We start from the raw sequence: 25,679 nt of genomic DNA, 5'->3' as shown, positions 1-25,679 counted from the left end.
AGTTCTATATAACCTTTTTGCAATAGCTAAAAAATATTCCCCGTTAATGTGGTCCTGATTAAAAAAAAAATGAGAATTTATCGCTTGTTTTTAATTATTAATGATCGTTGTGTGTTTATCTGAATGCCACTATCTTTCATGAGTTCAATCATTTTTGGAGGAGGGCTCTTCCACCGCCACCACCCACATTTCATTGCTGCATCAGAAATATGCTCTTTTTTAGCATGTCTGGCAATTATTTCATCCCATTCTGCAACTTTATCCGGGTGAAGGGATCGGGTTATCTCATATTCTGATTCCAGCATGGCAGGACACATCCAGCACCCAACGCGCTCAAAACCCTGTTCATATAACGGATTTAGCGGGAGCTCCCTCCACCATATATAGAGGAATACTTCAAGTGCTCTCCAACCCCGGATTGGGGATAAGTTCAGCTGTCCGGAATAATAGGGATTCACTGCTACTCCGGGAAGTCCTGATCGTGCAAACGATTCGTACCAGCGGTTCCCCTGAATAGTGGTGCACTCTCCCTTTGTTTCTCTCCACTTCCGTACGGGCTCAAGTTTCAGATATTCGCAGCACCAACGGTCATCTTTTGCAGGAATTCCATTTTTCCGGATACCTTCCTGGAAATCGGGGCCATGAAGAATCACCGGGATATCAAGTGAATTGACAAATTCTGTTGTCTCCGGGAATTCCTGTCCGGTATCGACATAATAACAATCAGTGACACCAGCCTTTCTGGCAAGTTCCCTAACAACCGTGCTGTCCTTCCCCCCGGAGAATGCAACGTTGCACTCCGGACGCAGGTCCTTCTCTGCTTTGATGAACCGTATGGCATGCCGTTCGAGGTTTTTCAGATGCGGTTTGTTGCAGCGAATAACCTGCTCTCTGTCCGGATCCGGCATTTCTATGGGGCGGGGCCTCCCCATACTTTTTACTTTCACCACATTGTTTCGCAACCATCCGGTTCCGTATCGTCCGTTCGCATGAACGATGACCGGCCCGTCAGAAAGGTCGGATTTGCAGTGGATATTTTTCCCGCCCATATGACGGTTCCCTGTTTCTGCGACCTCATCGGTGATGTCTACAATTCCTTTGGAGACTTCATTAATGACAAACGGGAGTGCATCAGGGGTGAGTTCGATGGTATATTCCCGCAAAATGGGATCAAATGTAAGGCGGCTGAATATGACACCGTTTGCGATGATGGTATCGGTGCGGTCAATACCTCCTGATTTATTGAGCAGAATGATTTTGGGGATGGTAACAATTCCAAATCGGTTATTCAGGTATTCTAAAATGACATTTCTGTCGTGCTCCAGAGCAGGACGCACATCATAAGGCTTGGTGAGGGGTATCTCATATCCCGGTGTTTTGCACCCACAGGTCGATGCAACAAGCGGGACATTACATTCCGGACACCAGTAGATACTGTTTCGAAACGGTGGTTCCCGCACTGTTTCTTTGGAAGTCTTTCTGGCGGGTTCTCTGATATTTATTCTCATACAGTGGTATAGTGTGTGTTGTCCTAACGCAAAAATACGTGTTACCGCTGCATGGTCTGTTCACTAGTTTCTTAATATCTCACGCCGACATTATGCGCATGAAAACTGCACTTCTCTCTGTGTGGGACAAGACAGGAATTGTTGAGCTGGCCCGTTTCCTGTCCGAATCCAACATTGCAATTCTCAGTTCCGGAGGGACCGGTAAGGCCCTTGCAAAAGCAGGCATTCCGTTTACGGAAGTATCCGTTTACACAGGATCTCCTGAAATGATGGACGGGAGAGTAAAGACTCTTCATCCAAAGATTCATGGCGGACTTCTTGGTCGAAGGGGAAAGGACGATCAGATAATGGCCGAACAGGGCATAGGGCCTATTGACCTCCTTGTTGTCAACCTGTATCCCTTTGAAGAGATGGCAAAAAAAGACCTTTCTCTCCCTGAACTCATTGAATTTATCGATATTGGCGGCCCGGCAATGATCCGTTCCGCTGCCAAGAATTACCGGGATGTGGCAGTCATTATTGACCCGTCAGATTACCCTGCAATAATGGAAGGGATAAAAGACGGCGGTCTTTCAGAAGACGATCGTCTGCATCTTGCGCGCAAAGTCTTTGCACGGACAGCATCCTATGATGCGGCAATCTCAAATTATCTCTATAGTATTGACAATGAGTTCCCGGAAATCTATTCGTTCCAGCTGAAAAACGGCCGTGAACTCCGGTATGGAGAAAACCCCCACCAGAAGGCAGCAGTATACGGGGAGAGTGGCATTGCAGGACAGACACCGCTTCAGGGTAAACAGATGTCCTATAATAATTACCTTGATGCAGATGCTGCAACCGCCCTCCTGAATGAATTTGATAAACCGACCGCAGTGATTGTCAAACATACCAACCCCTGTGGTGTTGCAACAGGAGATGCTCTTCTTCCTGCATATCTCAGCGCCCGTGATGTGGACCCCCTCTCAGCATACGGATCGGTTGTTGCATTAAACCGTATTGTTGAAGATGATGTCGCAGAACAACTCGCGTCAACATTTGTCGAAGTTGTACTTGCACCAGGATATACTGATTCCGCCCGGAAAATTATGGCACGAAAAGAGAACATGCGTGTTCTGGTTATTCCGGAAAGAGAGAATACACCTGCTATACGAACAATTAACGGAGGAGCCCTCATTCAGGTGACACCGGAATCAATACCTGACAACTGGCGTGTGGTGAGCGAGCGTGAACCAACCGCAACAGAATATGATTCAATGAGGATGGCACTCAAAGTATGTCAGCACACCAAAAGCAACACGATTATCTTTGCAAATCCCACTGCAACAGTTGGTATCGGAGCAGGCCAGATGAGCCGTGTTGATTCAGCAAAGATTGCGGTTGATAAGGCATTAACTTCTCTTGCAGGCACATCTGTTGCATCTGATGCATTCCTGCCATTCGCTGATACTCTCGAAGAAGCAGCGAAGGCCGGTGCAACAGCACTGATTCAGCCGGGTGGTTCTATCCGTGATCAGGAAGTGATTGATGCTGCAAACCGTCTGAATATAGCGATGGTTTTCACCGGAATCCGTCATTTCAGACACTAATCTTCTTTTTTTCCTGCAGGCAAATTATTATATCATTTCCTGTCTTCATTAGTTCATGGTGAAAACCTATGAGTGAGTGCTTTATTTGTCGATAAGCCATATTTTTTTGACACCACCCTGAGGGATGGTGAACAGACACCCGGTGTTACGCTAACTCCTGAACAGAAGCTGGAGATTGCCTGTGCCCTGTCTGATATTGGAGTTCATGTTATAGAAGCGGGATCTGCTGCAGCCTCCGTTGGAGAGCTTGCCGCAATTGGATTAATTTCTGATGCCGGCCTTGCCACTGAATGCTGCACCTATGTGCGGGCACTGCCCTATGATATTGATCTTGCCGCAGACGCAGGAGCTGATTCTGTACACCTTGTTGTTCCGGTAAGTGATCTGCATATTGTCGAGAAGATGCAGAAAACCCGTGATGAGGTTTATGCAATGGCCATGTCGGCGGTTGATTATGCAAAGGAACGGGGTCTCATCGTTGAACTTTCCGGTGAGGACGCATCCCGTGCAGACCAGGCGTTCCTTTCTCATATCTTCACAGATGGCGTTGCCCATGGAGCTGACCGGCTCTGTTTCTGCGATACGGTGGGATTATTAACCCCGGAGAAAACGGCTGAGTTCATTCCTCCCCTTACCCGGATTGCTCCGGTCAGTATTCACTGCCATAACGATCTCGGATTCGCACTCCCGAATACCATCACTGCACTGAAATCGGGGGCTTCATGTGCCCATGTTACGGTGAACGGACTGGGTGAACGTGCAGGCAATACGCCCTTTGAAGAGGTAGTAATGTCGCTTGAAGTCCTCTATGGAAGAGATACCGGGATTCAGACGGAGAAGATATATCCGCTTTCAACACTGGTGGCACGCCTGACAGGAATTGATCTTCCGGCGAACAAGGCTATCGTAGGGTCCATGGCATTTACCCATGAAAGTGGCATTCATGCACATGGTGTCCTGAAAAATGCACGGACGTATGAACCGGTGCCACCCGAGATGGTCGGGAGAACCAGACGGATTGTCTTAGGGAAGCATTCGGGGAAGGCATCTGTTGAGGCATCCCTGAATGAACTGGGATATACGGTCACATCTGAACAGCTTTTAGCCATTCTTACAAGAGTAAAGAAGCTGGGAGATGAAGGGAAACGGGTCACTGATGCTGACCTGATGACGATCGCAGATACAGTCCTGCAGCTGGTATACACCCCTGTAATCAGTCTGCGTCAGTTTACGGTTGTTTCCGGGAATAAGTCCATTCCGACAGCATCGGTAACGATGGCGGTGAACGGAAATGAAACGACCGCTGCTGCTACCGGAAACGGGCCCGTTGATGCGGCAATCAGGGCATTGCAGGACTCCGTTTCGGATGTTGCTGATATCACCCTTGAGGACTATCATGTGGATGCAATAACCGGCGGTGCAGATGCACTGGTAGATGTAACAGTTAAATTAAGGAAAGACGGAAAAGTAATTACTTCCCGTGGGGCACGAACGGACATTATCACCGCGAGTGTTGAAGCAGTCATTGCCGGGATGAACAGACTACTGAGGGAAGAAAAATGAAAACCGGGGCGAAAATACTTGTAGAGAGCCTGGTGCACGAAGGGGTGGATACCATTTTTGGCTACCCCGGCGGCACCGTTCTGCCGATATATGATGAATTATATGACTCTTCACTCCGGCACATCCTTGTTCGCCATGAACAGGCAGCGGTTCACGCCGCAGACGGATATGCACGGGCGAGCGGCAGAGTAGGCGTTTGCCTCGCAACTTCAGGGCCTGGCGCCTGCAATCTTGTAACAGGGATTGCGAATGCCTACATGGATTCGGTACCGATTGTTGCCATTACCGGTCAGGTTCCCACTACCCTTCTGGGAAATGATGCATTTCAGGAATCAGATATAACCGGAATTACCCTTCCTATCACCAAACACAGTTATCTCGTGAATAATGTGGCTGAACTCGGGAATGTTGTTCATGAAGCTTTCTACATCGCGGGTACCGGACGCATGGGACCGGTTTTAATTGATATTCCCAAAGATGTGCAGACCGATGTTGTCACCGAACCGGTGGCTGTGCCGGAGAAGGTTTCAATACGGGGGTATCAGCCGACGGTCCGTGGCCATCCAAGGCAGATTGAAAAGGCTGCGAGTATGATTGCAGAGGCACAACGTCCGGTCATCTACGCAGGTGGCGGGGTGATTGCATCCGGGAGTGATGCAGAACTGATGCGTCTTGCTGAAACCCTGATGATTCCTGTCACCACCACGCTGATGGGGCTTGGTGCTATCCCGTCTCATCATCCCCTGAACCTGGGGATGCTGGGGATGCATGGAACACAGAGTGCCAACTACGCAATCACAGAGTGTGACCTTCTCATTGCTATCGGTGCACGGTTTGATGACCGGGTAACCGGCAAACTCGAGTCGTTTGCCCCCAATGCACAGGTTATTCATATTGATATTGACCCTGCTGAAATCGGGAAAAATAAGGCCGTGGATCTCCCGATAGTAGGGGATGTCGGGCATGTGTTAAAAGAGATTAACAAAAAACTGACGGAACAAAAGGTTCAGGGCCCCTGGAATGGGCGACTGTCTGAATGGAAAAGACAGTCAGCAGAGTCTGAGGTTTTTGATACCAGTCTTTTAACCCCCCAGTATATCGTCCGGACACTCTCTGACATTCTCAAAGGTGCCGGAATTATTGTGACTGAAGTGGGCCAGAATCAGATGTGGGCTGCTCAGTATTTCTCGTTTACCCGTCCACGCCAGTGGATCACGTCCGGTGGCCTGGGCACAATGGGATACGGTTTTCCGGCAGCAATTGGTGCCAGTATTGCCTGTCCTGATGAAACGGTTATTGATATTGCAGGGGATGGCAGTTTCCAGATGAATATTCAGGAACTTGCAACGGTTGTCCAGTATGATATCCCGGTAAAGGTCATGATCCTGAATAATCAGTATCTTGGTATGGTTCGCCAGTGGCAGGAACTGTTCTATGAGAAACGGTATTCCTACACGGAAATGCCATCTGTTGATTTTGTCGGTATCGCAAAGGCATACGGCGTGCCGGGGATATGTGTGACAGATCCGGCTGATGTATCTGATGCGATACAGGAGTCACTATCCCATGACGGGCCGTTTGTGCTGGACTTCAGAATTGAGCGTGAGGAGAATGTCATGCCGATGGTTCCTGCCGGTGCTGCAATCAATGAGATGATACTGGGGGATAAAAGATGAGACCACATACCATTTCAGTCCTGGTTGAAAACCGTCCGGGTGTTCTTTCACGGGTGGCAGGACTTTTTACCCGCCGCGGGTTTAATATTGAAAGTCTTGCCGTTGGTACCTGTGAAGAACCGGGGATGAGCAGAATTACTGCGGTTGTCATTGCCGATGATGATATTATTGAGCAGGTGAAAAAGCAGCTGAATAAACTCATTAATGTCATCAAAGTAAGCGACATCACCTACACCGATCATGTGGCGCGGGAGATTGCGCTCGTTAAAGTTGCTGCTGAAGCAGGGCAGACGCGTGCTGAGGTGATGCAGCTTGCAGACAATTTCCGGGCCCGGATTATTGATGTCGGAACACGCTCGGTTGTTCTCGAGGTAACAGGCGACACCGGGAAGATTGACGCACTGGTGAGTCTTCTCCAGCAGTATGGTATCAAAGAACTGGTGCGAACCGGAAAGATCGCGATGACGCGCGGTTCAAAGACTGTTTCTTCCAAAAAATAACTATTTTTTGTTCTTTTTCAGGGATCATCATGAAATTTGGGAAAAATGTCGGCCATGTTATATGTTAGCATGCCACACACTAACCTAGTTACATGTTTGGATTACCCGTAATAACATTAGTGTCTGTGGCCTGTGGGCTTGCAGTCTCTTTTGCCCTCCTCATCTGGTGGGGCCTGCATTTCAGAGGTGACGAGCCCGATGTCTGATCTCGTCACGATTGGCATCATTGCACTCTACGGTATCATGCTCATTGGTATCGGGGGCTGGGCCTCAAAGAAAATTCACAATACTGAAGACTATATTCTTGCAGGCCGTTCTCTTGGATTCTGGGTATTTACTATCCTGATGGTAGCCTCGGTCTGTTCCGGAATGACACTCGTTGGTGTCAGCGGATTTGGATATGCATCCGGATGGCCGGGTATATGGGAACAGATTTTCGTTCCCTTAGCAGCGTCCTTTGCCATCATTGTCTTTGGTGCAAAGCTCCATGCGGTCTCGAAGAAAACCGGATATATGACCGTCGAGGATTACCTCGCACACCGGTATGAAAGCCCGAAGACGGTACGGGGACTTGCTGCGGTGTCAGGAATTGTGGTCTCCCTGATTTATCTGGTGGGGCAGTATACTGCAATCAGCCTCGTTTTGGTCTGGCTCTTTAATATTCCGCATACGACAGCACTCGTTATATCAGCCGTAGTTATTACCGTCTACACGGTTATCGGCGGAATGTACGCAGTCTCATGGACCACGCTTATTCAGGGAATTATTCTCATTATGGGGGTAATCATCATGGCACCTCTGGTCATCATCTCCGCGGGTGGCATGACCCATATCAACGAAGTGCTGGCATCGATTGATCCGAATATGGTGCAGCCGTTCTACCCCTCCCCCGCCTACGCGTCATATGCCTTCTGTACACCTGAGTTTCTGTTCTCGTTTGGCATTCTCCTGATAGTAGGTCTTGCCTGTGCCCCGCATGTGGTAAATAACATTCTCGCTGCAAAAGATACAAAATTCTTTAAGTGGTCTCCACTGCTGGCGTTTAGCATTTATTTGGTTGTGATGTTTCTGGTGAAGTTCACCGGGTTTGCCGTGCGGGTGCTGGTTGAGGAAGGAAAACTGGTATTGCCTGCGACCGTGAATACCCAGGATTTTGCGTTCATGTATGGGATTGAGTATGCCATGCCCAACATGATGATCTGGGCAATCTTTGCCGTGATTGTTCTGGCAGCTGTGATGTCGACAACAGACCGGCTGATGCTCACCATAGGGACACTCTTCTCCTGGGATGTCTACCGGAATCTGCTGAAACCAAAGGCTCCTGACAGAGAGGTACTGTTAGTGAGTCAGGTCTGTGTTGTCATTGCAGCGGCAGTGTCGCTCTTTCTTGCAATCAATCCGCCTGACATGCTTGCATGGCTTATATGGATGGGAATCGGTGTCATGCTTGCAACCTTTGCTGTGCCACTCCTGGCAGCACTCTACTGGCGGCGGGCGAATGGCGCCGGTGCAATTGCAAGTATGATTGCAGGTCTCATTGGTTCCGGTATCTTTGGATATTACCACAAGTTTGTTGCACCGCTGCCGGTGCATTTCAGTCTTATTGCACTGACTCTCGCAGCCATTGCAATGATTGTGTTCAGTCTCATGACACCGAAGAACAGTGAAGAAGTGCTGGATGCCACCATGACCGGGCCATACATCCAGCCAAAATAATTTCTCCCTTTCTTTTTTATTCCCCTACGGCAAACTATTGAGACTGTGACGACAGCAATAATCGGTGGCGGACTGACAGGTGTCACACTTGGAAGACTCTTAGCCGCACAGGGTGAGGACGTAATCATTCTTGAGCGTGATGCGACATACGGGGGGTTGTGCCGTTCCCATACCGAGAATGGATTTACCTTTGATGACGGGGGTTCTCATATCATATTTTCGCGTGATGCTGAGGTCCAGTCATTTATGCGTGATGTGCTGCAGGATAACAAAGCGGAACGGAACCGGAATACCAAGATATTTTTTAAGGGAGCATATGTCAAGTATCCATTTGAAAACGGTCTTGCCGAACTTCCTGCAGAAGACCGGTTTTACTGTATCAATGAATATATCAAAACGCTCATTGCGCTTGAAAAAGGCGAACTGAAGCCTCCGGAAAACTTCCGTGAATGGATTCTCTATACGTTTGGCACCGGGATTGCCGACTTGTATATGATTCCGTATAATGAGAAGATATGGAATTATCCTGCAGATAAGATGTCACTGCACTGGGTGGATGGCCGTATCCCCCGTCCTCCGGTGGAAGATATCATTAAATCCGCGATTGGTATTGAGACGGAAGGCTATACGCACCAGTCGGTCTTTACGTATCCCGTTGAAGGCGGTATTGAGGCTCTGGTGCGTGCGATTGCAGCACCCATTGAAGAATTCATTCGATGCGGTTTTGCTGTTTCTTCCATTCAGAAGACAGCGGATGGTTTTGTCATATCAAACGGCACTGAGACGATTACCGCTGACCGGTGCATATCAACGATTCCTCCGCAGGAATTGTTGCCATGTCTGTCGGATGTGCCTCCTGAAGTTCGTGAGGCGGTTTCTGCCCTCTGTTACAATTCCCTGTATTCCGTCTGCATTGGGGTATCTCATCCGGTGAATGATTATTCCTGGCTCTATGTTCCCCAGAAAGAACTGGGTATGTTTAACCGGATTTCATTCCCGTCCAATTATTCGGATGCGGTTGCTCCTGCCGGGCAGTCGTCGGTTTTGGCAGAGATCACCTTTAATGACGGTGATGACGTCTCCCGGATGACAGATGATGCAATTATTTCACATACGGTGAAAGGACTCGCTGAAATGAATATCCTGGATTCGCCTGAAGATGTGGTGTATGCTGCTGTCCGGCGGCAGGATTATGCATATGTCGTCTATGACCTTGCCTACCAGGAGAATATCGGGATTGTTCTGTCCTATCTGAAAGATGTCGGGATTGAACCTCTTGGACGGTTTGGTGAATTTGAATATCTGAATATGGACGGGTGTATCCGTCGTGTGCTTGATTATCTGGGCCTGAATAATCCGGTGTGAGGTAATTAACCCCACCCGTTTTCATTTTCTAAAAAAGAGACCCGAGCAGGACTTTTACGGTAAATTATGTTGTAGTATCCGGGTAAATGGAATGCACTGGAATGAATTACCACCGGACAAAAATATGAATCAAAATTATGTTTTGGGTACCAACAATTGTTAGGGAGCTATATATGGAAAACGTTGTTTCGGTATTGAATCTGAAAAAAACATTTGATAAAAAACCGGTTCTTTCCGGCATCTCATTTGATGTACCCAGAGGAGAGATTTTCGGATTTCTGGGTCCCAACGGTTCCGGGAAAACCACCACAATAAGAATCCTCTTAGGACTGTTACGGCCGGACTCAGGGAGTGCCCTTGTTTTTGAACAGCCCCTTGAAACCAGTGATAAAACCCGTGCACGTGTCGGTGTGTTACTGGAGAATAACGGTCTGTTTGACAAACTCACTGCATATGAGAACCTGAAATACTATGCAGAACTGTATGGCATACCGGATGTTGAAGAGCGAATTCGCGAACTGTTGGCATTTACCGATTTAACATCGAGAAAAGACACGCTTGTCGGGACGTTTTCCACCGGAATGAAGAGGAAGCTTGGGATTGCACGGGCTATTCTGCACCGGCCGGAGGTGCTGTTTCTGGATGAACCTACTTCTACTCTTGACCCGGAAGCACAGAAGATGGTCCGCGATCTGATTGTTCATCTGTCGGGAGATGAATCGATGACGGTATTTTTGAGTTCCCATAACCTTGATGAAGTGCAGAAGATATGCAGTCGTGTTGCCATTCTTCACGGAGGCACAATAAAGGCTCTGGACTCTGTTGAAAATCTCAGGAAAAACAGCGGTGTTACGAATGTGAGAATTACACTTTCGGATTCTTCTCAGGTTAACGAGGCACGTTCTGTTGTCTCAAAAATTCCTACCGTAACTGATTTTAAAGAGATAGAAGAAGGCTTTTCAGTAACACTGTCTGATTCATCGGCATCACCGGTCATATCCGGCCTCTGCAGTGCCGGAATTGCGATTGAAGAGGTTGTAAAGGACAAACGCTCTCTTGAAGATATCTATATTGACGTGATGCGGGAGGAGGCATGAATATGAATCCAATACTTGTGGTCGCAAAAAAAGAGATGAAACAGATCGCAAAGAACCGGTCAATGCTAATTGGCATTGTGCTTTTCATGGGTGTTTTTGGCGGGATGACTTCCATTGGTGCAATACTGTCGGTCATCGAGGGAGACGCGGAAAGTATTGTTGCGTTGCTTGATTCTCTTATGATGTACCTTGTTCTGGTCTTAGGGGTGTTTAGCGGATATTTCCTCTCTTCACAGGCATTTTTAGGGGAAAAGACCGGAGGGACAATTGAAACACTGCTCTGTTCCCCCCTGCCGCTGCGGGACATCTGGCTGGGAAAAGTGATCGGCGTTATGATCCCTTCCTATGCAATTGCACTATTGATTGCCGGGATACTGGTGGCCCTTTCAAACACGGCAGCGGACTTTCTGGTTTTGCCTTCTGTTGTCATGATTCTCTTTATACTCGCGGTTGTCCCGGTCTACATCGCATGTGCTGTTGGCATTTTAGGGTTCGTCCAGTTGCTTTTGGGGATGAAAGAGAATCAGATAATAAATATCGTGCTGATAATAGGATTTATTGCAGCGATTTCCGTTTTTGACAGTTTTGTGACGGAGGGACTGATTGTGATGTCTGCTGCGGTTGTGGGAGCGATGTTTATTCTGGGTATTCTTCTGTTGGGCATTATTGGATATATGACCCGGATCTTAAACCGGGAGAAGATTGTAACGACCCTTCCGTGAGGGTTGAGATACTTTTTTTATTTTTTTGGGGCTTTGGTGGAAAAACATTCCGAAGCCAAAATTATATATCCTGCCACATGACATCTTCCAGAAATCTGAAAGTGTTATGATGTCCAGCCAATTAGCCTCTTTTAAAAGCTCAAAAGGTGAAGCCGAGTATCTATTAACCTATGATGCTGTTCTGAAACTGTGGCCAGTACCGTATGAAGAACGTGATATAATGACCAGCTTCGGAACGACCCATGTCATCACGAGCGGAATGAAAGGGTCGCCACCACTGCTTGTGCTGCATGCCTGTGGGGTAAGCTCCACGATGTGGCTTCCAAACATCGGCGCCTTAAGCAGTGCCTATCGTGTTTATGCTGTCGATATCATTGGTGAACCGGGAAAAAGCCGCCAGTCCCGGTTACTCAGAGACAGGGAGGATTGCGCTAACTGGCTGGGCGAGGTAATGCAGGGTTTGGGTTTAAAGAAAACGAATATCGCCGGGTTATCATATGGGGGGTGGCATACGCTCAATTTTTCTTTATTTTTCCCGGATAACGTTACCAAAATTGTCGCTCTTGCACCCGGAGCTTCCATTCTGCCGTTCAGCTGGCCGGTGCTCTTATTGCTCCGTCTGCTCCCTTATTTACCCATCAAACCGAACCCGTTTCAGAGTTTTTTTACCAAGGGTTTTCACCCAAACGAATTGTTTGCCAGGCAATTTGCAAGTGGGGTAAAACATTTTCGCTACGCTGACCCTAAGGAAAGCATTTTTACCAACGTCTTCAGTGAGGCTGAGCTCAGCAGAATCAATGTTCCAACACTGTTTATTGTCGGTGAAAATGAGATTATTTATGATCCCGTCGCTGCCATAGAAAAAGTCAATCAACTGATACCGAACGTAGAAACAAAACTGGTCCCGAATGCAGGCCATCTGGTCTCAATGGAACAGCCTTCACTGGTAAACACGCATATTTTACCATTTCTGGAATAACTATCGTTCTCTGATTATCGGGTTTATTGCGGTGATCTCCGTTTTTGACGGTCTGGTGACGGAAGGAGTGTTTGTCATGTCTGCTTGCTGTCGTGGGAGCTATGTTTATTCTGGGCATTCTTCTGTTGGGAGGAATAGGGTTTATGACCCGGATATTAAACCGGGAAAATATTGTGACAACTCTTCCGTGAGAGTTGAGAACTGAATATACTTTTTTTATTCTTTTTGGATCGGTGGAAAAACAGTATGGAGACAGGAGAGAAACAGCACCTGCAACAGGTGCCTTCTATGTGACTGTTTCTTTCCGGTGTTTCCCGGTCGTTCCACAGATTGTGCCGACAGTGTCGGCACAATTTCCGCCCTTTATGGACAGGGCAGTTGGGAGTGATGAATCAACAATGCTTCATACCGGGACAAAACCTCCCGGACCGTTTGAAGAGTCAGACATCCGGCTGGTTGTTTTCACAATTACACACGTATTTCTTGCCTTTATTCCCTGTTGATAGGGTAAATGATGCTCAGCGTGGTCGTTATTTGACAATTCCTGTGTGTATGTATAACTCACGTTTTCATTTTCACCACATCCGGATTCACAGAGACACAGACCCGAAACACTGCAAGTATCGGGTATGCTGTGTGTTCCCGCTGAGTCATGAAAACTTCCCTTACTATCTGTACATTTCTCTATATACTGTACTTATTTAAAGAATAAGCATCAATACGGGCTTTGTTTTGAGCCTCTTTGTTTTCACTTTGGTGGTGAATTTTTGGTAAAATAGTGAAAGTATCGGTATCGGAAAAATAGTGCAAAGACCCCTTCACCGTGAGCATCCCGCGGGAGCCAGACAAACGGGATGTTGTATAATGTGACTATTTTCAATTATGCCACGGCGTTTTTGTTGATACCGTCGATGATGTTTCTGATGGTAATAATGTCCGTCATATCAAAGATTTCAGAGATACTTCCGGCATCGGTGAAGGGTGATTCCATCAATACTCCTTTATCCTTCATGAGTCCGTTTATGGCGATATAATCGATGATTTTTTTGACGAAATCTATCTGCCGGAAGTCAAGGTTTGCACTGCTGATGTATTCGGAGAATGCGGTATTTACTGCATCTTTTTCGATTCCGGCTATGCTTCTGATGAACTCTCCAAGGGCAAGGTCGCCTGCCTCATTTGCATATTCGTCTTTTGATCCGAGTTCTTCCCAGAGAATATGTGCAAGTTCGTCCAGGTCTGTTTGTATTATGGCGTTATTGGTTTTGAGTTTCCGGATTGTGGGAGTGTCCTGATGGCGAATGAGGTATTCTTCAACCCGTTCCCGGTAGTTTCTGAGTTCGTTGCCCGTGAGGTAGGGAGTTGTTTTTTCATGGACGAGAATTTCATCATCAAGATCTATGGTATAGATGATTTTCTTGTCGCCCTTCAGGTATTTCATCAGGTCCCGAAGTTCTGTTCTGATCTGTTCAAAGTCATGTATGTCTGCATCATCAAGGTATGAACCGTCACGGATTTTTCTGATTAACAGGCTTTTTTCTTTGATTTCAGGGATATTTGCGAAGTTTGAAAGCCGGTCTGCTTTTTTCATTAGTTCCCGCTTTGCTTTTCTCCAGGGTTTATTGGTAAGGGTGGCACATTCGATGTGGTATATGAGTTCATCAAAGGTGACTGCGGTTATTTCGTCGGCCTCAGGCGTTATCAGGGGGACGATATGCTCGGTTATTTCGTACATGTCCAGTTCATTCAGGGAAGTGAAGGCATCCGGTGTTTTGAATTTATCAACGGATGCAAGGTGCTGTTTTACGGCGAAGTTGTCGCGGTTGAGCTGGTTTACTTTTTCGGTGAGTTCTGTTACCAGCTGTTGTCTGAATGTCGTCAGTTCTGGTGTCTGGTAGTCAATGTTCTGGAGTGCCCGTATGATTTCGAGCCGTATTGCAAAGAGCCGTGACTGAACCGGGAGCGTGAATTTTCCACTGACGCCGTTTGCATTGACATTGAAGAATGCAAAGTTTGAACAGAAGTCGAATATGGAAAAACAGGTCTTATCGTTTCCATCAATGAGTCCTTTGCAGGTGCGTGTCCCGCGTCCGATCATCTGCCAGAATTTCCCTTTGCTCAGGACTTTTTTGAAGAATACAAGATTAAGGATTTCCGGGATGTCAATACCGGTGTCGAGCATGTCAACCGAGACTGCTATCTGCGGGAATTTATCCGGTGTTGAGAGGTCGTCAATCAGGCTCTGTGCGTAGTTGGTGTAGTTATCAATGATTCTGCAATAGTGTGAGGGGTAGTGCGGGTACTGTTCGTTCCAGACTTCAAGAATTTTTTCAGCGTGGGCGTGGCTTTTGGCAAAGATAATTGTTTTTCCGATTTTGCTCTCGGATTCGATTTTTATTCCTTCGTTCATCAGAATGTGCAGGGCCTTTCGTATGGTGTCTTTGTTAAAGACCCAGGTGTTTATGGCACTGCTTTGTATGGTTTCGGGGAGGTTTCCGTCGGTGTCAGTGAAGGTATCTTCGTATTGTGCCTGTTCCTCATCGCTGAGATCGGCGTAGGTGATGCCATTCTGGAGGTATTTGAGGTTGGTAATGACGGTTTGGTAGGGGACGAGGTAGCCATCCGCTACTGCCTGACTGAGTTCGTAACCGAAGGTTGGGATGCCGGACGGGAGGTTGAAGAGCTGGTAGGTGTTTCGGTCAATTTCATCTTTTGGTGTTGCGGTGAGGCCGATTAAGAGTGCATCGAAGTATGAGAAGATGTCCCGGTATTTGTTGTAGATACTCCGGTGGGCTTCGTCTATGATGATAAGGTCAAAGTGTCCGGGGGTGTAGAGGCGTTTTCCTTCGTCGGTCTTTGCATCATCGATTGCGTTTGCGATTGTCTGGTAGGTTGAGAATATGATTCGTGCGTTTGCCTGAGTTTTGTCTTCTACCAGGTTGCAGAGGGAGAGGTCAGGGAGGTTTGCACTGAAGCTTCGTTTTGCCTGTATGATAAGGGCCGTTCTGTCTGTTAAGAAGAGGACGTTTTTTGCCCAGTTGTTTTGGGTGAGGACATCAACAATGGAGATGACAGTTCGTGTCTTCCCGCTGCCGGTTGCCATGACAAGGAGGGCTTTTCTCTGGTTTTTCTCATCGATTGTTTCACAGACGGACTGTACTGCCTGTATCTGGTAGTAGCGGTCGGTAATTTTCGGGTCAGGGATGATGCCTTTGAGAGGGTGTTTTATTCTGTTTTTGTTGAACTCTTTCTGGAGGTCACGGAGTGAGTATATGCCTGATACCAGGCGTTCCGGGTAGTGAAGGTCGTCCCATATTTTTGTCTCGTAGCCGTTTGAAAGAAATAGTATCGGCCGTTGTCCAAAGCGTTCTTCCAGGTTGTCGGCATAGAGAACTGCCTGCTGCCGTCCTTTGGAGATGTCAATGCTGGTCTTCTTGGCTTCGATGACGGCAAGCGGTTTCCCATCGGTGTCAAAGAGGACGTAGTCGGCAAACCCGCAGTTGCTTTTGTTGGGCATCGCGGTGATTTCGTATTCGTTGATCCAGTTTTTGCCGGGCTCCCAGCCTGCGTCAAGGAGCATGGTGTCAATATATGCACGGCGGGTTTCGTATTCAGTGTAGGTTTCGGGGTTCTTGTTTCCGGGGATTAACGCGGGTGAGAAGGACGGAACGTGCGTTTTGTTTCCGCTTCGTTCAGCAAGAAACACAAAAAAGGCATGAAGGTTTGCAAGGGCGGTTATTGCCTGTGCGGGTGTTATTGCGTCCCCTGTGTGTGCAGCGTTATTTGCCGTCTTTCTGATATAGTTTATTTTGGTGAAGAGTGCATTTCCGGTAAGAGAACGAAAGTCCCGGTTGTGGATGCAGTCGGACAGGGTATCGTATTCAGAAGAAGGTATATTTTCGGTAGCAAATATGTGCCTGACTCCAATTTCAAGGGCACGACGGGAGGCAAGTGTGCAGATGGCAGGCCCGACAGGAAACGAATTCTCGGCGGCATTAGCTGCTTCTGTCAGTGACAGAGGGATTGTTTTTGTTTTTGCTGTTGTTGCAGTTGTTGCAGTAAGAAATGAGAAGTTTGCGGTCATTTTTGTGGGGGGTATATAAGTATAAAGTATATTCTGAATTTAAATGATTTAAAAGATGGGTTATTGGGCCAGTGTTAAAGAGATGCATTAAACCCGTCGAATTCGACGGGTTTAGTGAGACTTGTTAACAGGTTAACGAATCTGGTGGAACTCATTCTTTTGGATGTGGTATCGCATTTTGCGATAGCATGGTATTTTTATCTGGGTTAATTTTTCTTTATCTTTGAACGAATAGGGATTATTATCTAGTCACATGATTTATGTAAATATATATATTGTTTTAAAAATGGGGTTGGTTGTCTGTGGAGGATAAAAATACGAATGGATTTGGGGTTGATATCAAAGGAATTGTTAGGAATCTTAAATTATCTGAAGGAGAAGCTCTTCTTCCCTTGTTTGAAGCTGTTGTAAATTCTATTCAGTCAATTGAGGAATCTGGGAATCTTACTGAAGGGGAGATAACAATAACCATCCTTAGAGATATTGAACAAAAGCGCTTAGAGGCAGATCGTTCTGAATTTCCTATTGTTGGATTTGAGATAGAAGACAATGGAGTTGGTTTTAATTATAAGAATTTTGAGTCATTTACAACCGCATATACCTCATACAAATATGATAAAGGATGTAAAGGTGTCGGGCGTTTCCTATGGCTGAAGACTTTTGATCATATTAATATTGACAGTACATATGTTCAAAAAGATACTGTTTATAGTAGACAATTTAACTTTAATATTACTGGAATTGACAATGAAGAGGAACTCATATCTGAAAATGGTGAATTACGCACAATTATTACATTAAATAATTTCAATGAGGAATATCGCCTAAAAGACAGTGCCTACAAAAAAACTAAGACAATTGCCCGGAGGATATTGGAATACTGTTTGTCTTATTATATCAACAATTCTGCTCCTAAAATAATAGTTCAGGATATGAAAGGTGTTGAAGGACGTGAAAAATATGATCTCAATTCAGAATATCAAATAATTAAAGATCATATTGAGTATGAGGATCTAAACTGGAAGGAACACTCTTTTAAATTAACCCATGTCCGACTTTATGATTCTACTCGTCAAATGCACAAAATTGTATATTGTGCCGATAACAGGGATGTTCTCGAAGAAAATTTGAATAAATTACTTGGAACGGACTTGTCTGATTCTGATAATAAAAAATACATATATGCGGCATATGTTAGTGGTCAATATTTGAATGATCACGTTAGTCTGACGAGAATAAACTTTGATATTCCCGACCAAAGAAGGCTTGATACTCCATTAGACGAACCATCACTGGAAGAGCTCAAAAATACAATAACGGATGCTGTCAAAGCACATTTGAAGGATATTGTTGATGAAGTTATTATCAGAAAAAAGGATTTGATTGAAAAATATGTTGCAGAAGAAAATCCAACTCTTCGAACTGTGGTCAAATACTGTTCTGATAATATTATTGAAGATATTTCTATTGATATAAACAAAGAGAAACTGAATCAGGTTCTATATAGCTACAAGGCTTCAATTGAACAAAAATTACATGATGATAATCAAAGAATATTAGGAAAAAGAGCCGAAGGGCTAAAAAATTTAGATGATGATATTCCTGAACTTCTTGAATCTGTCAATAAAGACGATCTTGCAGGTTATATTATTCACCGGAAAATGCTTTTGGATTACATCGAAAAATCATTGTATTCCGATGAGAATGGAAAATTCTGTCGTGAAGATATTCTGCATGATGCAATATTTCCAAGAAATGCTACCTCTGATGATATTCCCGAGGACACACAAAATCTCTGGGTCATTGATGATCGTTTGGCATTTCATGCTTATGCCTCTTCAGATATGATTGTTGATACAATAGATACAAAATCCTCAAATGAACGTCCTGATGTTCTTGTTTGTTCAAATCTGGATGATAACAGAATTGCAAGAACTGTGACTATTTTAGAGTTCAAACGACCTCAACGTAAAAATTTAGATGAGTCCCCGACTAAGCAAATATATAGATATATTAGACGTATTAATGACAAGACTTTCCCAAATAAACCTAATTCAAGACCTATTAGTACAGATGAGAAAACTCAGTATTATTGTTATGTAATCTGTGATATCACGAAAAAAATTATTGAAGATGTAACAGAAAGTAGTTTCACTCAGCTTTCAGGAGAACTTGGATATTATACCTATAACAAAAATTACAATGCCCATGTGGAAATATTATCTTACGATAAACTGATTGCAGATGCAAGAAAGCGCAATAAAATGTTCTTTATAAAATTGGGAATTGAACAATAGTTTTGAGATTATTGTTTACAAAAAATATTTCTGCATTAGGGCGTTGTAATTCATCTCCAGCTTTTCCAGACCATTTTGGAGGAGGAATTTTTGGTTTTCTAATGATTTCACAAATTCAGCAAATTTAGTTTGGAGCGATATAGGAGGCAGAGGAATAATTATCTCTTTCAATTTTTTCATTGATACGTTATACATTGATCCACTTGATCCAGTTGATTGATTTGAAAGTTGATTTCTTATGGATTGGTGGCTTAGAACATATTTCATATAGACCATATTTGCTGATGAAACAAACCGAATTTTCCATAATTTATCTGGTAAAATCAAGTCTGGATAGTCCTTAAATATCAGACAGGTTGCACCAACCATTTCACGTGTATTAGCACGACTAAATAGTAAATCACCTTTTTGAGGATAGATATATTTTTTTATTTTTTGTTTTTGATCGATCACCTTATACTCATTTTCATTGAAATAGCCTTGTGTAACAGCGCTCACTTTTAAAACGGCTTTTTCTCCTTCTTTGAGTTTTCTTTGTTCACCATTTATACTCCAACCTGCAATTAAGGAATCAATGACAGTGTTTATCGTACAAATATCCCACCCCATCGGATTCGTCACCGGATCGCCAAACATCTCAATAAAAAGGCTCTTTGCAAGGGTATCCAGAAGTTCAATCTGTTTTTTCCTCTTCTCAATCAGTGACGAGGCCAAGTCAAGTGCATCTGCAATCCGGCGCTGTTCTTCAAGTGGGGGGAGGGGAATTGTGAGATTGCCGTATTGTTTTGCATTAATATTTGGTTGTGCAACCACTCTCATATTATTCTCAACAAATAATTTATAGTCCGATGATTTTGTAAAATAATAGAGATATTTTGGAAAAATTACTTTTTGGTTTGGGACTAATCGGATTAAGTAACCAGCATATATGCAACAGCCATCTGTTTGGTTGTATAAATATGTTTTACCAACTGTTGCGCCACTTCTCGCAAATAAAAGGTCACCTTCTTTTAATTCATATTTATTCTCAATAATACTCGGAGAAACTGCTTTATCATTGAGTTTCCCTGATTCAGCAATATCAGTTATGCGGACATAACGAGTTTTATTGTCATATTCTATCGCAGATGCTCCTGAACCATATTCCAAGTTACCAATGGCAATATCCTTCATAGATACTACTTTGCAACCTGTTTCATTACTCACTCAAGCATCCCCTCAAGCTCATCAATCCCTTTGGTGATCTCCGTTTCCAGTGCCCGTATCTCTGCAAGAATCTCGCGGGGTGCCGGGTACTCGATCACCTCGTAGATTATCTTCTTGTACTTATTTATCGAGAGATCATAGCCGTTCTCTATGATCTCATCCTTTGGCACACAGAAACTCTTCTCTGTTCTCTCACGGGTATCCTCACCTTCGCTTTCGTTTTTGCCTTCGTTTTCGATTTCACTTTCACGTTCCAGTGAATGGAAACGCGTTATAATATCAGGAATATCATTTTTGGATGTGGGTGCACGCTTGTCGTCGAGCGTATATCCGTCGGCCTGCATATCATAGAACCAGACCTTGTCTGTTCCGCCTGCATTCGTCTTGGTAAAGATTAAAACGGCCGTTGATACTCCGGCATACGGCTTGAACACACCGGACGGCATCGAGATTACCGCCTCAAGCCTCTGCTCTTCAATCAGCATCTTTCGGACTGCCTTGTGTGCCTTGGATGAGCCGAACAGAACACCGTCGGGAACGATAACAGCACAGCGTCCTCCGACTTTTAACATTCTGACAAAGAGGGAAAGAAACAGAAGCTCCGTCTTCTTCGTTTTTGCCACTTTCAGAAGATCTGCTGAGACAATATCGTAGTCCAACGATCCCTTAAACGGTGGATTGGTGAGAATGACGGAGTACGTGTCAGCATCAGGATTCTGCTCTGATAAACTATCGCGGTATGCAATATTCGGATTCGTGATCCCGTGCGACATCAGGTTCATTGCACCGATACGAAGCATCGTCCTGTCCATATCGTAGCCGAAAAACATCTTATTATGATAGTGTTCCTTCACCTTTGGATTGTACCATATATCATCGCGGTGGTTTTCCAGAATATATTCCCCGGCGCAGACAAGAAAACCGGATGTACCGCACGCCGGATCACAGATGATATCCTCAGGCCCAGGAGCAAGCAGTTCAACCATCATCCTGATGATGTGACGCGGTGTCCTGAACTGACCGTTCGTCCCTGCTGTTGCAATCTTTGAGAGCAGATACTCATACAGATCGCCTCTGACATCACGATCGGAGAGATCCATCTCGTCAAGTGCTGTTACAATCTTTTCCAGAAGCAGGGGTGTCGGAATCTTAAAGATCGCATCTCCCATGTATTTTGCATAGGCACTCTTCGTATCCGAATGCAGATTTTTAATAAACGGAAATACCTCGGCCTGCATCACATCATACATCTTCGGTGCAGACAGATCCCGAAACACCGACCATCGCAGAATCTCCTTATCTTCCGGAAATAAACTCTCAAACGGCGCATCAAGCATCAGGCATTCCTTCCCCCGAACCCTGTCCGCCTCATCAATATCACGGATAAACATCAGATAGGTAATCTGCTCAATAACGTCCAGAGGGTTGGTCAGACCTCCCGTCCAGAACATCTCCCACAGACTATCGACCTTATTCCTCAGTTCACCAGTAATCATTGTATGAATGGTGTGCCGTCAGACTGAATAATCATGACGAACCATGTCGGAACATCTGCACCTCAAAAATTGGAATCCGCATTAGGATTTGAAATAATGATACCATGAATGCGAGAGTGCCACTGGATGTAATGTCTGTTCCCTCCCGTAGCTGAAAAAAAGGATTTGGTCTATTATTTTTGAGACTGTTGACTGGACAGGCTCGATTTGCACGTTCAGAAATACTATAATTACGGGTGTCACAATATTGGTTATGCCAACCATCACCGTGAATAATGAGACCAAACAGGAACTCAAAAAAATTGGCCGTAAAGGTGAGTCTTACAGTGATATCGTAGACCGGTTGTTACATTATTATTGCACGAAAAGGCTTGATACTGAACTGAATGATATTTTGGAGAATGAAGAATTCACACCCTTAGACCTGGAAGATATTTGAAATGGAATATACTCTTTTCTGGCTACCAAACGATTCAGGAAACAACGTTCTGACCTTGACAATGCAACGAAACAGAAAGTCAAAGATGCCCTTAAAGAGTTGAAAACGGACCCGCTCACTCCCCGGCCCAACGCAGATGTAAAACACCTGCAGAATATGATTCCAAAAAAATACCGGCTCAGAGTAGGGAGTTACCGGATATTTTACCATGTAGATGGTGCTGATATTAAATTGCTGAAGATAGCGGATCGTAAAACCGCATATAAAAGATAAGGAGATTATTTTCATCTTCCTTTTTTGTCTGTTCTTTGAGTGCCAGTGACACCTCAAAAACAACGTAATAATATACACAAAATGAGTATCTGATATGCCCTTCTCATCCAAAATACTAACAAAATACTAAAATACACTAAATTAGTATCTGAGATACCCTTCTCATCCGAAATACTAACAAAATACTAAAATACACTAAATTAGTATTTGAGATACCCTTCTCACCCGAAATACTAATTAAATACTAAAATATACTAAATTAGTATTTGGGTGAGACTGTCATGAAAAAACTTCCTGAAAAACCGCCTGCGGAATGGGACAATAAACGTATCCGGAATATAACCCAGATACCACAGGATCCGGATTTCATAAAAGAGGTGACGGAATATAACAACCGCTACCTCGCCTGGGACGACCTAAAATATCGGATCACCGATCCCGAGAAGAGAAAGGCGGCATGGGCTTTGATGAAGATACTCAGGGAGATGCACTATGAAAATATATCCTTCTCTTCCCTTATCCTCAGATACTCAACCACCCCGGAGATCTCACGAAGCCTGCACATCTTTGACCAGTACCTCTCAGGAAACATACGGATACAGGATAAAACAATCAGACTGGAAGAGTCGTACATCATCAATTCCCTGAGAGAAGAAGCCATTGCCTCCTCCATGCTTGAAGGTGCGGTGACAACCCACAAAGCTGCGAAAGAAATGCTCAGAAAAGGCACAAAACCAGAGAATAAATCAGAGCAGATGGTGGTCAACAATTACCGGGCTATGCAGTATATCAGAGAGCAGAAAGATTCGCCTCTTACCCCGGAGTTTATTCTTACCATACACCGGACAGTTACGGAGAAGACCCTTGAAGATGCCTCAGTCGGCCGATTCAGAAGAAACGATGAGATTGTCGTCGCCGATCCGGTAACAGGAACAGTTCACCACACCCCTCCCAAACACACAGAAATTCCTCTCATGATAGAAGAACTGTGCCGGTTTGCAAACGCCGATGAAGAGGATTCCCGCACATTCATTCACCCCATAATCAAAGGGATCATTCTTCACTTCCTCATTGGCTATATTCACCCGTTTGAAGACGGCAACGGCAGGACAGCAAGAAGCATATTTTACTGGTTCGTGCTCTCACGTGGATACTGGCTCTTTGAATATATGCCTATATCAAGAACAATTCTCAAATCTAAGAAAAATTACGCCCTGGCCTATCTCCATACCGAATATGATGAGATGGATCTTACCTACTTCATCCTCTACAATATCAGGTGCATCGGGAACGCCCGTGAAGATTTACTCTTGTACATAACAGATAAACAGAGCGATCAGAAAACGACAACAGCAATAATAAAAGCGATCAGAGATATCAACCAGAGACAGGCGGAAATCCTCAGGGAGATGATGGAGAGGAGTGAAGAATTCTTTACTATCAGAGAGATCGTTGAGACATACGGCGTAGTCTACCAGACAGCCAGAAATGACCTTTTGCATCTCGCAGATCTTGGTTATATAACAAAAGAGAAACGAGGCAGGGAATTTATGTTCATATTCAATGAAGGATGTGCCCTGTGGAAAAATAATGAAAAAAATAGTCAGAAGATGAAATCGTAGAGGGTTTTGATAAATACTGTTGGCTGAGGGTAGTTTATAGAAATTATTCCCTCATTTCTTCAGAAAGATATCTTTTTTCAGCATCCCAAATCCATCAAAACTGATGTAGGACGTGAGAATAATCGCAAGCGTGACGCAGACGGTTGTGGTCGAATAAATCGTGACCATCAGCACAATCTGGTATGATATGGCAGTCATCGGGGAGAGCCCTGCTAAGAGCTGTCCGGTCATCATGCCAGGGAGAAATACAATTCCCATGACGGCGACATTCCCGAGAGATGGTTTGAGGGCAGACTTCAGTGCGGTCCTGAAATGCGGGAGGAGTGCTTCTGTTCGCTGGGCACCAAATGAAAGCGCTGAGATGTAGCGGTTTTCATTTCTGCGAATGTCATTATAGAAGAGGGATACTGCGATGATTGTCCCTCCGAGAGAGTTGCCTAAGAGCATACCGGCGATGGGTATCAGATATCTTGCTTCAGATAGGCCTCCGTCCTGGAGGACAAGTATCTCAAAATAGATGAGAGAGAGGGTGACGGCGATGACGAAGGCAGCAAAGGTCGGCAGATAGAGTTTTTTGATATTTAACTCCTGTTTGCGCACCGACTCATACGCTGCAACGGTGATCATGACACACAGCCAGAGGACATTTAAGAAGGGGTTGTTATACTCAAAAAGCACCGTCAGGAATAGTCCCGCAAGTGCAAGCTGGACGGACATACGAAGGAATGACCAGACCGTCTCCCGCACCATGGGAAGATGGGTTTTATGCATAATAAATACAGGAATTGCAAGCAGGAGAAACGCAAAGAAAATTCCTGATAGGTGTATGACAGGAGTGGTCATTTTTTAGTTCCCTCCTACAGGGATAATGCGGGACCCTTCCCGGTACCAGGCTTCGTCGTGCGATATGGCAATCACGGTCCAGTCCTTATGGGAGAGAAAGTAGTCTGCAACCTGCTGTTTCATCCGACCGTCCAGTGCTGCGGTGATTTCATCAAGGAAAAATATTGTTCGTTCCAGCAGGAGTGATATTATTATCACGATTCTCTGTTTTTCCCCGCCGGAAAGTGTGCGGAAATCTTTGTCAAGGGTTGCTTCATCGAGTGAGAAGAGAGCGAGATATTTATTCAGAGAAGTCTCGTAAGGAAGGGATTTGTTTGATGCATAGGTAAAGACACCTGCAATCAGGTCCCTGACAATTCCTTCGCCAATGTCGGTATCCTGTGAGATATATGCTGTCTCCTGCCGGATTTTCCATGCTGTTTCAGCATCAATTGCGTGCTTTCGGTACGAAACCGTGCCGGTATCAGGTCTGGCATATCCCTGTGCCATCTTCAGAAGAGTCGATTTTCCTGACCCCGATGGCCCCCGAAGTATGACCTTCTCGCCTTTGTTGACGGGAAGGGAAAAATGTTCTATTATGGTTGTTTCATCAAATACGATGGATACATTATCATATCTGATTATTTCTTCGTCCATGGTGGCTGCTCCCTTGTTTGTCAGGTTGAATCATTTCACGGATGAGGGGTTATGTGTTTCACTTCCTGTCA

20 protein-coding genes are annotated in these 25,679 nt (G+C 45.0%); 14 read left to right on the top strand and 6 right to left on the bottom strand.

What is annotated here, in order from left to right:
- Window positions 1-77: 77 nt before the first annotated feature.
- Window positions 78-1,508, bottom strand: coding sequence for a phosphoadenosine phosphosulfate reductase domain-containing protein (locus tag L0665_RS00700; protein WP_274923811.1), 1,431 nt, complete (start codon window positions 1,506-1,508; stop codon window positions 78-80).
- A 98-nt stretch (window positions 1,509-1,606) separates the two neighbouring features.
- On the opposite strand from L0665_RS00700, the gene purH reads away from it, so the two are divergent.
- From purH to L0665_RS00650, 10 genes are all read left to right on the top strand, one after another.
- On the top strand, window positions 1,607-3,094 hold the full coding sequence (purH, locus tag L0665_RS00695; RefSeq protein ID WP_274923810.1) for a bifunctional phosphoribosylaminoimidazolecarboxamide formyltransferase/IMP cyclohydrolase: 1,488 nt from the start codon (window positions 1,607-1,609) through the stop codon (window positions 3,092-3,094).
- 72 nt (window positions 3,095-3,166) lie between these two features.
- Window positions 3,167-4,657 (top strand): 2-isopropylmalate synthase, encoded by a 1,491-nt coding sequence (locus tag L0665_RS00690; protein WP_274923809.1) that lies wholly within the window; start codon window positions 3,167-3,169, stop codon window positions 4,655-4,657.
- A complete protein-coding gene (gene ilvB / locus L0665_RS00685) occupies window positions 4,654-6,333 on the top strand; it encodes a biosynthetic-type acetolactate synthase large subunit (protein WP_274923808.1) in 1,680 nt (559 codons plus the stop codon). The genes L0665_RS00690 and ilvB overlap by 4 nt, the downstream gene beginning before the upstream one ends.
- On the top strand, window positions 6,330-6,833 hold the full coding sequence (ilvN, locus tag L0665_RS00680) for an acetolactate synthase small subunit (protein ID WP_274923807.1): 504 nt from the start codon (window positions 6,330-6,332) through the stop codon (window positions 6,831-6,833). The genes ilvB and ilvN overlap by 4 nt, the downstream gene beginning before the upstream one ends.
- A gap of 198 nt (window positions 6,834-7,031) precedes the next feature.
- Entirely contained in the window at window positions 7,032-8,549 is a 1,518-nt protein-coding gene (locus L0665_RS00675; protein WP_274923806.1) for a sodium:solute symporter family protein, read from the top strand.
- Between the two features lie 45 nt (window positions 8,550-8,594).
- The gene (locus tag L0665_RS00670; RefSeq protein ID WP_274923805.1) at window positions 8,595-9,914 is read left to right on the top strand and encodes a protoporphyrinogen/coproporphyrinogen oxidase; all 1,320 of its coding nucleotides are present in this window, start codon (window positions 8,595-8,597) and stop codon (window positions 9,912-9,914) included.
- A gap of 173 nt (window positions 9,915-10,087) precedes the next feature.
- Window positions 10,088-11,011 carry an ABC transporter ATP-binding protein gene (locus L0665_RS00665; protein ID WP_274923804.1) on the top strand — a complete coding sequence of 308 codons (924 nt, stop codon included), beginning with the start codon at window positions 10,088-10,090 and terminating at the stop codon, window positions 11,009-11,011.
- Window positions 11,012-11,013: 2 nt separating this feature from the next.
- The gene (locus L0665_RS00660; RefSeq protein WP_274923803.1) at window positions 11,014-11,733 is read left to right on the top strand and encodes an ABC transporter permease; all 720 of its coding nucleotides are present in this window, start codon (window positions 11,014-11,016) and stop codon (window positions 11,731-11,733) included.
- A gap of 106 nt (window positions 11,734-11,839) precedes the next feature.
- On the top strand, window positions 11,840-12,712 hold the full coding sequence (locus L0665_RS00655) for an alpha/beta fold hydrolase (RefSeq protein WP_274923802.1): 873 nt from the start codon (window positions 11,840-11,842) through the stop codon (window positions 12,710-12,712).
- Window positions 12,713-12,945: 233 nt separating this feature from the next.
- A complete protein-coding gene (locus L0665_RS00650; protein WP_274923801.1) occupies window positions 12,946-13,215 on the top strand; it encodes a hypothetical protein in 270 nt (89 codons plus the stop codon).
- Between the two features lie 377 nt (window positions 13,216-13,592).
- Here L0665_RS00650 and L0665_RS00645 read toward each other — a convergent pair whose 3' ends face one another.
- Window positions 13,593-16,796 (bottom strand): DEAD/DEAH box helicase family protein, encoded by a 3,204-nt coding sequence (locus L0665_RS00645; protein WP_274923800.1) that lies wholly within the window; start codon window positions 16,794-16,796, stop codon window positions 13,593-13,595.
- 302 nt (window positions 16,797-17,098) lie between these two features.
- On the opposite strand from L0665_RS00645, the gene L0665_RS00640 reads away from it, so the two are divergent.
- A complete protein-coding gene (locus tag L0665_RS00640; RefSeq protein WP_274923799.1) occupies window positions 17,099-19,093 on the top strand; it encodes a hypothetical protein in 1,995 nt (664 codons plus the stop codon).
- Window positions 19,094-19,108: 15 nt separating this feature from the next.
- Here L0665_RS00640 and L0665_RS00635 read toward each other — a convergent pair whose 3' ends face one another.
- Entirely contained in the window at window positions 19,109-20,299 is a 1,191-nt protein-coding gene (locus tag L0665_RS00635; RefSeq protein WP_274923798.1) for a restriction endonuclease subunit S, read from the bottom strand.
- A complete protein-coding gene (locus L0665_RS00630) occupies window positions 20,296-21,795 on the bottom strand; it encodes a class I SAM-dependent DNA methyltransferase (protein WP_274923797.1) in 1,500 nt (499 codons plus the stop codon). Before L0665_RS00630 ends, L0665_RS00635 begins: the two co-directional genes overlap by 4 nt.
- 253 nt (window positions 21,796-22,048) lie before the next feature.
- On the opposite strand from L0665_RS00630, the gene L0665_RS00625 reads away from it, so the two are divergent.
- The 3 genes from L0665_RS00625 (at window position 22,049) to L0665_RS00620 (ending at window position 24,129) form a co-directional block, all read left to right on the top strand.
- Window positions 22,049-22,234 carry a DUF7557 family protein gene (locus L0665_RS00625; RefSeq protein WP_274923796.1) on the top strand — a complete coding sequence of 62 codons (186 nt, stop codon included), beginning with the start codon at window positions 22,049-22,051 and terminating at the stop codon, window positions 22,232-22,234.
- A 6-nt stretch (window positions 22,235-22,240) separates the two neighbouring features.
- On the top strand, window positions 22,241-22,507 hold the full coding sequence (locus L0665_RS10810; protein WP_420847038.1) for a type II toxin-antitoxin system RelE family toxin: 267 nt from the start codon (window positions 22,241-22,243) through the stop codon (window positions 22,505-22,507).
- 281 nt (window positions 22,508-22,788) lie between these two features.
- Window positions 22,789-24,129, top strand: a complete 1,341-nt coding sequence (locus tag L0665_RS00620) for a Fic family protein (RefSeq protein WP_274923795.1) — start codon at window positions 22,789-22,791, stop codon at window positions 24,127-24,129.
- Window positions 24,130-24,180: 51 nt separating this feature from the next.
- Here the strand turns inward: L0665_RS00620 and L0665_RS00615 are convergent, their stop codons facing one another.
- Window positions 24,181-24,972, bottom strand: coding sequence for an ABC transporter permease (locus tag L0665_RS00615; protein ID WP_274923794.1), 792 nt, complete (start codon window positions 24,970-24,972; stop codon window positions 24,181-24,183).
- Window positions 24,973-24,975: 3 nt separating this feature from the next.
- Complete coding sequence (locus L0665_RS00610) at window positions 24,976-25,608, bottom strand: ABC transporter ATP-binding protein (RefSeq protein ID WP_274923793.1); 633 nt, start codon at window positions 25,606-25,608, stop codon at window positions 24,976-24,978.
- Window positions 25,609-25,679: the final 71 nt, after the last annotated feature.

This window comes from Methanogenium marinum (assembly GCF_028912405.1).
GTDB lineage: Archaea > Halobacteriota > Methanomicrobia > Methanomicrobiales > Methanomicrobiaceae > Methanogenium > Methanogenium marinum.
The sequence above is the reverse complement of the archived record's forward strand: the minus strand, read 5'-3'. Positions and strand labels throughout refer to the sequence as shown.

Coding starts and splice junctions, on each gene's coding strand:
- L0665_RS00700 (WP_274923811.1), bottom strand. CDS start 1,508: ATGAGAATAAATATCAGAGAACCCGCCAGAAAGACTTCCAAAGAAACA.
- ilvB (WP_274923808.1), top strand. CDS start 4,654: ATGAAAACCGGGGCGAAAATACTTGTAGAGAGCCTGGTGCACGAAGGG.
- L0665_RS00625 (WP_274923796.1), top strand. CDS start 22,049: ATGCCAACCATCACCGTGAATAATGAGACCAAACAGGAACTCAAAAAA.
- L0665_RS00610 (WP_274923793.1), bottom strand. CDS start 25,608: ATGGACGAAGAAATAATCAGATATGATAATGTATCCATCGTATTTGAT.
- L0665_RS00620 (WP_274923795.1), top strand. CDS start 22,789: ATGAAAAAACTTCCTGAAAAACCGCCTGCGGAATGGGACAATAAACGT.
- L0665_RS00630 (WP_274923797.1), bottom strand. CDS start 21,795: ATGATTACTGGTGAACTGAGGAATAAGGTCGATAGTCTGTGGGAGATG.
- L0665_RS00675 (WP_274923806.1), top strand. CDS start 7,032: ATGTCTGATCTCGTCACGATTGGCATCATTGCACTCTACGGTATCATG.
- purH (WP_274923810.1), top strand. CDS start 1,607: ATGAAAACTGCACTTCTCTCTGTGTGGGACAAGACAGGAATTGTTGAG.
- L0665_RS00645 (WP_274923800.1), bottom strand. CDS start 16,796: ATGACCGCAAACTTCTCATTTCTTACTGCAACAACTGCAACAACAGCA.
- L0665_RS00660 (WP_274923803.1), top strand. CDS start 11,014: ATGAATCCAATACTTGTGGTCGCAAAAAAAGAGATGAAACAGATCGCA.
- L0665_RS00655 (WP_274923802.1), top strand. CDS start 11,840: ATGATGTCCAGCCAATTAGCCTCTTTTAAAAGCTCAAAAGGTGAAGCC.
- ilvN (WP_274923807.1), top strand. CDS start 6,330: ATGAGACCACATACCATTTCAGTCCTGGTTGAAAACCGTCCGGGTGTT.
- L0665_RS00615 (WP_274923794.1), bottom strand. CDS start 24,972: ATGACCACTCCTGTCATACACCTATCAGGAATTTTCTTTGCGTTTCTC.
- L0665_RS00665 (WP_274923804.1), top strand. CDS start 10,088: ATGGAAAACGTTGTTTCGGTATTGAATCTGAAAAAAACATTTGATAAA.